10 protein-coding genes are annotated in these 8887 nt (G+C 69.2%); 7 read left to right on the top strand and 3 right to left on the bottom strand.

Annotation, left to right across the window (positions count from 1 at the left end; genetic code table 11):
• Positions 1-82: 82 nt before the first annotated feature.
• Together ON43_RS02340 and ON43_RS02335 are read left to right on the top strand one after the other, a co-directional pair.
• Complete coding sequence (locus ON43_RS02340) at positions 83-961, top strand: metal ABC transporter ATP-binding protein (protein WP_051177796.1); 879 nt, start codon at positions 83-85, stop codon at positions 959-961.
• Positions 961-1836 carry a metal ABC transporter permease gene (locus tag ON43_RS02335; RefSeq protein ID WP_040802940.1) on the top strand — a complete coding sequence of 292 codons (876 nt, stop codon included), beginning with the start codon at positions 961-963 and terminating at the stop codon, positions 1834-1836. Before ON43_RS02340 ends, ON43_RS02335 begins: the two co-directional genes overlap by 1 nt.
• Before the next feature lie 61 nt (positions 1837-1897).
• Here the strand turns inward: ON43_RS02335 and ON43_RS02330 are convergent, their stop codons facing one another.
• Positions 1898-2779 carry an HhH-GPD family protein gene (locus ON43_RS02330; protein WP_040802938.1) on the bottom strand — a complete coding sequence of 294 codons (882 nt, stop codon included), beginning with the start codon at positions 2777-2779 and terminating at the stop codon, positions 1898-1900.
• 178 nt (positions 2780-2957) lie between these two features.
• On the opposite strand from ON43_RS02330, the gene ON43_RS02325 reads away from it, so the two are divergent.
• Together ON43_RS02325 and ON43_RS02320 are read left to right on the top strand one after the other, a co-directional pair.
• On the top strand, positions 2958-3581 hold the full coding sequence (locus ON43_RS02325) for a carbonic anhydrase (RefSeq protein ID WP_040802981.1): 624 nt from the start codon (positions 2958-2960) through the stop codon (positions 3579-3581).
• 107 nt (positions 3582-3688) lie between these two features.
• Positions 3689-4354: a DUF4232 domain-containing protein gene (locus ON43_RS02320; RefSeq protein ID WP_040802936.1), complete on the top strand. Its 666-nt coding sequence runs from the start codon at positions 3689-3691 to the stop codon at positions 4352-4354.
• A 133-nt stretch (positions 4355-4487) separates the two neighbouring features.
• On the opposite strand, the gene radA is transcribed toward ON43_RS02320, so the two are convergent.
• Together radA and ON43_RS02310 are read right to left on the bottom strand one after the other, a co-directional pair.
• Positions 4488-5888, bottom strand: coding sequence for a DNA repair protein RadA (gene radA / locus ON43_RS02315; RefSeq protein ID WP_040802934.1), 1401 nt, complete (start codon positions 5886-5888; stop codon positions 4488-4490).
• Positions 5889-6020: 132 nt separating this feature from the next.
• Positions 6021-6668 carry a copper chaperone PCu(A)C domain-containing protein gene (locus ON43_RS02310; RefSeq protein ID WP_040802980.1) on the bottom strand — a complete coding sequence of 216 codons (648 nt, stop codon included), beginning with the start codon at positions 6666-6668 and terminating at the stop codon, positions 6021-6023.
• A gap of 474 nt (positions 6669-7142) precedes the next feature.
• On the opposite strand from ON43_RS02310, the gene carD reads away from it, so the two are divergent.
• The 3 genes from carD to ispF are packed head-to-tail and all read left to right on the top strand — an operon-like array spanning position 7143 to position 8862.
• Positions 7143-7631 (top strand): RNA polymerase-binding transcription factor CarD, encoded by a 489-nt coding sequence (carD, locus tag ON43_RS02305; protein ID WP_019931623.1) that lies wholly within the window; start codon positions 7143-7145, stop codon positions 7629-7631.
• Positions 7632-7633: 2 nt separating this feature from the next.
• Complete coding sequence (gene ispD / locus ON43_RS02300) at positions 7634-8380, top strand: 2-C-methyl-D-erythritol 4-phosphate cytidylyltransferase (RefSeq protein WP_373283379.1); 747 nt, start codon at positions 7634-7636, stop codon at positions 8378-8380.
• A gap of 14 nt (positions 8381-8394) precedes the next feature.
• Positions 8395-8862 carry a 2-C-methyl-D-erythritol 2,4-cyclodiphosphate synthase gene (ispF, locus tag ON43_RS02295; RefSeq protein ID WP_040802978.1) on the top strand — a complete coding sequence of 156 codons (468 nt, stop codon included), beginning with the start codon at positions 8395-8397 and terminating at the stop codon, positions 8860-8862.
• Positions 8863-8887: the final 25 nt, after the last annotated feature.

Raw genomic sequence — 8887 nt, 5'->3', positions numbered from 1 at the left:
TCCGAATCGGTAGCTGTCACCGAGGCCATCACGGCGGCGCGCGCACGCCTGTGCGGATTCAGCCCACGTATCGACGGGTGCCGTGACACCGGCCGATACGGCGCGCGTGGACGGCGCGCCGGCGGTGCGGCTATCCGGCGCGCGGCTGTCGTTCGGCGAGCGGACGTTGTGGCAGGGGCTGGATCTCGATGTGGCGCCCGGGGAATTCATCGCGGTGCTGGGGCCCAACGGATCCGGGAAGACCTCGCTCATGCGGATGCTGCTGGGGCAGTTGAAGTTGACGGCGGGGACCGCGGAGGTGGCGGGATCGGCTGTGCGGGTGGGCAATCCGGATATCGGGTACGTGCCGCAGCAGAAGACCATCGAGGGCGGTGCGCAGCTGCGCGGCGTGGATCTGGTCGGACTCGGTGTGGACGGGCATCGCTGGGGGCTCGGGTTGCGCGGGCGCAAGGAACGCAAACGGAAAGTGGCGGAGGCCATTTCGGCGGTAGGTGCGGAGCAGTTCGCCTATGCGCCGCTGGACGCGCTGTCGGGTGGCGAGCAGCAGCGGCTGCGGGTGGCGCAGGCACTGGCCGGGAATCCGAAGGTGCTGCTGTGTGACGAGCCGCTGCTGTCGCTGGATCTGGCGAATCAGCGGCTGGTGTCGGAGCTCATCGACCGGCGGCGGCGCAGCCACGACACCGCCGTGCTGTTCGTGACGCACGAGATCAATCCGATTCTGCCGCTGGTGGATCGGGTGCTGTACCTGGTCGACGGGCAATTCCGGATCGGCACGCCCGACGAGGTGATGACCTCGGAGACGCTTTCGGAGCTCTACGGCACCGAGGTGGACGTGCTGCGCGTGCGCGGCCGCCTGGTCGTGGTCGGCACCGGCGACGCCATGGACGCGCTCGGCGAATCCGGCGCGGCCCACTGCCACGGCGAGAACCGCCCCGAGGCCGCGAAAGAGGTGCGCGCGTAATGGAAAAGCTGTCCAAGCTCTTCTCGCAGATGTTCGACTTCTCCACCACCACGCATCTGCTCTCCTACGACTTCGTGCAGCAGGCGGTCATCGCGGCCGCGCTGCTCGGCCTGCTGGCCGGGGCCATCGGGCCGCTCATCATCAGCCGCCAGATGTCCTTCGCCGTGCACGGCACCAGCGAGCTCTCGCTGACCGGCGCGGCCGCCGCGCTGCTCGTCGGCGTCGGCGTCGGCGCGGGCGCGATCATCGGCTCGGTCATCGCCGCCGTCCTCTTCGGCGTCCTGGGTTCCCGTGCCCGCGAACGCGATTCGGTCATCGCCGTGGTGCTGTCCTTCGGTCTCGGCCTGTCGGTGCTGTTCCTCTGGCTCGGCCCCGAGCGCGCGGGCTCGAAGTTCTCGCTGCTCACCGGTCAGGTGGTGAGCGTCGGCAATTCCGGCCTGGGCCTGCTGGCCACCTGCACGGCCGCCGTGCTCATCGTGCTGGCCGCGATCTACCGCCCGCTGCTGTTCGCCAGCTCCGACCCGGAAGTGGCGGTGGCGCGCGGGGTTCCGGTGCGGGCGCTGTCCATCGTCTTCGCGGTCCTGCTCGGCGTGACCGCCGCCTTCGGCGTGCAGATCGTCGGCGCGCTGCTGGTGCTGTCGCTACTCATCACCCCGGCGGCCGCGGCCGCGCAGCTCACCGCCAGCCCGGCCCGGGTCGCGGTGCTGTCGATCGTGTTCGCCGAAATCGCCGCCGTCGGAGGCATTCTGCTCTCGCTGGCTCCCGGCGTCCCGATCTCAACCTTCGTCACCACCATCTCGTTCACGATCTACCTGATCTGCCGGATCGTGGGCTCCCGCACCCGCAACCGGCGCAAGACCCTCGTCCCCGCCTGAGAGCCCTCGTCACCACGTGACGGGACCGCGGTCTGCCGCATGAGGGGCGGCAGACCGCGGATCAGCTCGCCTCGCCCGCCAGCGCGAACAGACCGTCGGCGGTCTGCTCGATGAGCCCGTCCACCAGCAGTGAGTCCAGCGCGCGATCACGCTGCCCCGGATCGCGAGTCCAGGCCAGATCCAAGCGAACCCGCTCCACCGGGCCCGAAGCGCCGCGCAGCACATCCAGCAGCCTGCCGCGCGCCTGCCGGTCGGTGCCCTCGTACTTCTGCACCCGTCGCACCACCTCCGAGGCCGGGCGGCCCGCGGAAACCCACGCGCACTTGGGAAGTGGGCAGCGCTCGCAGTCCGGGGTGCGGGCGGTACAGATCAGCGCGCCCAGTTCCATCAGCGCCGCGGACATGACCGCGGCCCGCTCGATCGAGGCGGGCAGCAGTGCCTCGGTCTCGGCGAGATCCCGCGCCGCCGGATTGCCCGCGTCCGCGCGCCCGTGCACCGCACGCGCGACCACCCGCCGGACATTGGTGTCCACCACCGGAACTCGCTGCCCGTAGGCGAAACAGGCCACCGCCCGCGCCGTGTACGCCCCGATGCCCGGCAGGCTCAGCAGCACATCCACGTCGGCCGGCACCTCGTCGCCGTGCTCGCGTGCCAGCACCCCCGCGCACTCGTGCAGCCGCAGCGCGCGCCGCGGATAGCCGAGCTTGCCCCAGGCCCGCAGCACCTCGCCCTGCGACGCGGCGGCCATGGCCGAGGGCACCGGCCAGCGCGCCACCCACTCCCGCCAGATCGGCTCGACGCGCACGACCGGCGTCTGCTGCAGCATGATCTCGCTCATCAGGATCTGCCACGCGGTCACGCCGGGCCGCCGCCACGGCAGATCCCGCGCGGTATCGCGATACCAGTCGATCAGCGCGTCCCGATCGAACCCCGTACTGTCCAATTACGCCTCCTCCCGGCCGCTCCCGATGGTATCCATAGCGCGCCCCTGCCGATTCCGGCAGCGGCGCATCGGGCATCCGGTGGCTCACCGGAGACAGCGCGGCGCGGTCGGCAGGTCTTTGCCGGACCGTAACGATAGAGACTCGCCGGTAACCAAGGGGCTATGGAGAATGGGACGCATGCCGCATAACAACCCGATCAGTGCCTGGAAAGCCCTGCGTGAAGGCAATGAGCGCTTCGTCAATGGCACGTTGCAGCACCCTAGCCAAGGTGCCGTCGATCGGGCCAAGCTCGTCGCCGGACAGAATCCGAGCGCCGTCCTGTTCGGCTGCGGCGACTCCCGCGTCGCCGCCGAGATCATTTTCGACCAGGGCCTGGGCGACATGTTCGTGGTCCGCACCGCGGGCCATGTCATCGACTCCTCGGTGCTCGGTTCCATCGAATACGGCGTGCAGGTGCTGAACGTGCCGCTGATCGTGGTCCTCGGCCACGACAGCTGCGGCGCGGTCCGTGCCACCATCGACGCCCTCGACCACGGCAATGTGCCCGGCGGCTTCATCCGCTCGGTGGTCGAGCGCGTCACGCCCTCGATCCTGATCGGCCGCCGCGAGGGCCTGGCAGAGGTCGACGAGCTCGAGGCCCGCCACGTCGAGGAGACCGCCCGCCTGCTCATGCAGCGGTCGATGATCATCTCCCAGCGCGTGGCCACCGGCGAGTGCGCGATCGCGTGCGTCACCTACAACCTCGGCGACGGCGAGATCAAGCTGCACCGGGTGATCGGCAATATCGGCGAGGTTGTCTGATTCGTCCGCGCGGGCGGCGGAATTTACCGCCCCCGTAGGCGCTTTCACGTCCGACACGCCGAGACCCTGCTCGGGATGATCCCGACGCTGCCCTTACCGTTGTCACCGTGCTGGAACCGAACGGACCTCTGCCACCGGAAATCTACTGGCGTCGCCGCGCGGCCGCGATCGGTGCGGTGGTGATCGCGCTCGCGCTGGTCATCTGGGGTGCCTTCGCGCTGCTCAAGGGCGGCGGCGACCACAAGACCGACGCCAAGGCGAGCGCCACGTCCAGCCCCGCGGCCACCAACAAGCCGGCGGGCAGCTCGTCGGCCGCGCCGGATTCGAGCCCGATCAAGCCTTCGGGCGCCACCGCGAGCGGTGCCGCTCCGGCCGCGGCGGGCCAGTGTCCCGACCAGTCGTTGGCCGTGAAGGTCACCGTCGGTCAGCCCACGTACAAGTCCGGTGAGCAGCCGCAGTTCGGCATCGTCATCACCAATATCTCCAGCAGTGCCTGTGAACGCGATATGGGTGCGGCGCTGCAGCTGATCCAGGTGCAGTCTCTCGACGGCCAGCGCAAGCTCTGGTCCAGCACCGACTGCAATCAGGACGGCACCCCCGACATGCGCACCCTGGCGCCCGGCCAGCAGGCCGCCTTCACCGTCGCCTGGTCCGGCACCACCTCACAGCCCAGCTGCGCGGGCGAGCGCGTCCCGGTGCCGTCCGGCCCGTACAGCGTTGTGGCCCAGCTCGGTTCGGTGCGCAGCGCGCCGGAGCCCTTCAATATCGCCTGAATCCAGCACGAATAACAACGGAGGCCGGAATCCGATCGATCGGATTCCGGCCTCCGTTGTTATTCAGGAATTCGAGTGGCGGTAAACGGAATTCCTTTTATCGATCGAATTCGATTCACCAGGTCTCGGATCCTCACTCCGCCATCTCCAACGGAGCCTCCTCGCGCCGACGGCGGCGCAGACCGGTAACCGCAAGGGCCGCACGGATATCGGCCACCTCGCGCAGCTTCATGCCCCGGCTCGAGCGCTCCACGCCCGGCGGCACCAGGGCCTCGGTGAAGCCCAGCCGTTCCGCCTCGGCCAGCCTGCGGCTCAGCCCGGTCACCTGCCGCACCTCGCCCGCGAGGCCCACCTCGCCCAGCACCACCATGCCGCGGGGCAGGGCCAGATCCTGGCTGGCGCTCGCGATGGCAAGCGCGACAGCCAGATCCGCGGCGGGTTCGGTGAGCCGCATACCGCCCACGGTGGCCGCGTAGACGTCCTGCTTGCCCACGAAGACGCCCCCGCGGCTCTGCAGGACCGCCAGGACCATGGAAACGCGGTTGTAGTCCAGCCCGCTCACCGCGCGCCGCGGCGCGGGCGCCTGGGTGTCCACCGTGAGCCCCTGCACCTCGCCCAGCATGGGCCGCTTGCCATCCATGGCGACCGTCACCGCGGTGCCGGGCACCGCGTCGGTCCGGTGGTGCAGGAACAGCCCCGAAGGGTCGTCCACGCAATGGATTCCGGCCTCCCGCATCTCGAAGCAGCCGACCTCGTCGGTGCTGCCGAAGCGGTTCTTGATGCCGCGCACCATGCGCAGCGAGGAGTGCTTGTCGCCCTCGAACTGCAGCACCACGTCCACCAGATGCTCGAGCGTGCGCGGACCGGCCACCGCGCCGTCCTTGGTGACGTGCCCGACCAGCAGCACCGCGATACCGCTCGCCTTGGCCAGCGAGGTGAGCGCCGCCGTCACCGACCGCACCTGGGTGACACCGCCGATCACGCCGTCCGCGTCGGCCGCCAGCATGGTCTGCACCGAGTCCACCACCAGCAGTGAGGGTTTCACCTGCTCCACGTGGCCGAGAATGGTCCCCAGATCGGATTCCGCGGCCAGGTACACCTTTTCGTGCACCGCCCCCGTCCGGTCCGCCCGCAGCCGCACCTGCCCCGCCGACTCCTCCGCGGTCACGTAGAGCGCGATCTCGTCGCGCGCCCGCGCCCACCGGTGCGCCACCTCGAGCAGCAGCGTCGACTTCCCGACGCCAGGCTCGCCCGACAGCAGCACCACCGACCCGGGAATGATGCCCCCGCCCAGCACCCGGTCCAGCTCGGACACGCCCGTGCCCCGCGCGAACGTCTTGTTGGAATCGACGCTCGAGATCGGCACCGCCGCCGTGCTCGGCAGCATCGCCCGCCGCCCGGTCGCGACCGCCGCCGAGGACGCGGCGACCTCCTCGATGGTTCCCCACCCACCGCAATCCGGGCACCGCCCAACCCATTTCGCGACCTCGTGCGTGCACTCCGCGCACCGGTACAGCGATTTCACCTTGGCCACGCGGGCAGCCTAACCAGCCCGTCCGACAAACCTGGGCACCCCGGCCGCCGCCTCGGCGCTCGATGCCCTGAACCGAAAGCAGCGCCCGCCCCAAGGTTCGGGACGGGCGCTGCTCGGTCTGTCGGGGCGAGACTAGTGCTCGCCGCCCTTCTCGGCCTTCTTCGCCGGCTCCGGGCGCGGGTTGTTCGGGCCCGCGTCGACCGGCACGTTGACGACGACGGTGCCGCCCTCCTTGAACACGAACGTCAGCGGGTACGTAAGACCGGGGGTGACATCCTTGGTCAGGCCGGTGACCTCGATCAGGACCGGCTTGGCGTTCGGGTCGGCGACCTTGTCGCTGACCGGCTGGCCCTCGTTCTGCTCGTGCACGGCGGCCGCGGTGGCCGCGTCCTTCGCGGTCGGCTTGTCGGCGACGACGGTGGTGGACGGCTTGATCTCGATCTTGTCGGCCAGCTTGACCTGGCCCAGATCGGTGTTGATGCTGACCAGCTCGTCGGTCTTGCTGTCGCTCAGGTTGACGGCGCTGAAGGCCACCACGGCCTTGCCGCCCTTGGCGTTGTTGAACTCCTCGGTCTGCGGGATCAGGAAGCGCACGTCACGCAGCGCGATGGAGCCGACATTGGCCGAGTTGCCGTTGACGGCGGCGACCTGGGTGGCGGTCTGCGAGACCTGGCCGGCACCGCAGCCCGACAGCGCGAGCACGGCGCCCGCGGCGAGAGCGGCAACTGTCACGGCACGCCGCCGCGACTTCGACGCAGTGGTGGCTTTCAGGGCAGTCACGGGGTCCTCCATGTCGACCGGGCTAACTCCACTATGGAGAGTAGTAGTCAATGAGAGTAATGCGTGCCTCCCCCCGCACCACACGCGGGCGGTGTCGGATCCGCGTGGCGGGGTGTCACCTGCGACCGGCGGGGTACCCGGGAAGCGGTGCCCGCTCACCCGAGATACGTCGGCGGGGATTCCAGAGAGCGACCGGGCGGGATGTGCCAGGGGGCCTGACAGAGATTCGGAGACGACTTCTCGAGTGATGCATTGCCGTTTATGTGAGGGTGCTCGGTCGCGTATGCGAACTACGCACTCGCATATGCACGCGAACTGCCCGATGCGCTATCCCCTTATGCCACAACGGGATGCACACGATTCGCGTTCTGTCAACCCCCGCCGCCGCCTCGTTGTGGCCCTGACCTGCGCCGTTGATCGCGCCGTTACCGAGTCGCATGTTAAACTGTGAACATCGAAAGGGGCACGGGACACATGATTTTTAAGGTCGGAGACACCGTCGTTTACCCCCACCACGGAGCGGCGCTGATCGAAGCTATCGAAACCCGCACCATCAAGGGTGTACAAAAGGAGTATCTGGTCCTGAAGGTCGCACAGGGCGACCTGACCGTTCGGGTTCCCGCGGAGAATGCCGAGTACGTCGGCGTCCGCGATGTCGTTGGGCAGGAGGGCCTGGACCGGGTCTTCCAGGTGTTGCGGGCTCCGCACACCGAGGAGCCGACCAACTGGTCCCGTCGCTACAAGGCCAACCTCGAGAAGCTCGCCTCCGGCGATGTGAACAAGGTGGCCGAGGTCGTTCGCGACCTGTGGCGTCGTGAGCAGGACCGCGGCCTGTCCGCCGGTGAGAAGCGGATGCTGGCCAAGGCGCGTCAGATCCTCGTCGGTGAGCTCGCGCTCGCCGAGGGCACCGATGACGTCAAGGCCGAGACCCTGCTCGACGAGGTTCTCGCAGCGGCCTCCTGACCGTGAAAACAACACCCGGCGACGACATCCGTGTCGTCGCTCTGGTTCCTGCCGCCGGCATGGGCGTGCGTCTCGGTGAGAACAAGCCGAAGGCCTTCGTCCACGTCGGCGGCAGTCCCATGCTCACTCGGGCGGTCCAGGGGCTGATCGATTCCGGTTCCGTCGACGACGTTGTGGTTATGGTGCCCGCCGAACTCGTCGACGAGACCCGGGCCCTGCTGCCCGATTCGCTGGTCCCCGTGCACGTGGTGCCCGGCGGGGCCGAACGCACCGATTCGGTGCGGGCCGGACTCGCCGCCGCACCCGAGGCCACCCTGGTGCTCGTGCACGACGCCGCCCGTGCCCTCACCCCTCCCGCGCTGGTCACCCGCGTGGTCGAGGAATTACGTGCGGGCGCCCAGGCCGTGGTGCCCGCCCTGCCGGTGACAGACACCATCAAATCCGTGGACTCCACGGGCGCGGTGACGGGCACGCCCGACCGCTCCGGCCTGCGCGCCATCCAGACTCCGCAGGGCTTCGACGCCGCGCTGTTGCGTGCCGCCTACGCTGTGGGGACACAGGCGACGGACGATGCGGGGTTGGTGGAGATGCTGGGAGCGACGGTGCACACGGTGCCCGGCGACGCCCTGGCCTTCAAGATCACCACGCCGCTCGATCTGGTCCTGGCCAATACCCTTGCCGCCCGCCGTGATACCGCCGACACCGCAGGTGGGCTGGACACGACACGCGAGGCGGTGATCGCGCCGTGATCGATCCCCGCGCCCTGCGCACCGGAATCGGCAGCGATGTGCATCCCGTCGAACCCGGCCGGGCCTGCTGGATGGCGGGTCTGCTGTTCGAGGGCGACAGCGGCTGCGCCGGTCATTCCGACGGCGATGTGGCGGCGCACGCGCTGTGCGACGCCTTGCTGTCCGCGGCCGGATTGGGCGATGTGGGAGCGATTTTCGGCACCGGCCGTCCCGAATGGGAGGGCGTGTCGGGCGCGGCCATGTTGAAGGAAGTCCGGCGGCTTTTGGACGAATCCGGATTCGACATTGTCAATGCGGCTGTACAGGTAATCGGAAATCGCCCGAAAATCGGTCCGCGCCGAGTCGAGGCACAACAGGTGCTGGGTGAGATTCTGGGTGCGCCGGTATCGGTATCCGGCACGACCACCGACGGTTTGGGCCTCACGGGCCGTGGCGAGGGCGTGGCGGCGGTCGCCACCGCGCTGCTGTGTTGTCGGGCCTGACGCGCCCGTAAACCGCCAAATCCCA

It is taken from the genome of Nocardia concava NBRC 100430 (assembly GCF_000308815.1).
Classification (GTDB): Bacteria; Actinomycetota; Actinomycetes; order Mycobacteriales; family Mycobacteriaceae; genus Nocardia; species Nocardia concava.
The sequence above is the reverse complement of the archived record's forward strand: the minus strand, read 5'-3'. Positions and strand labels throughout refer to the sequence as shown.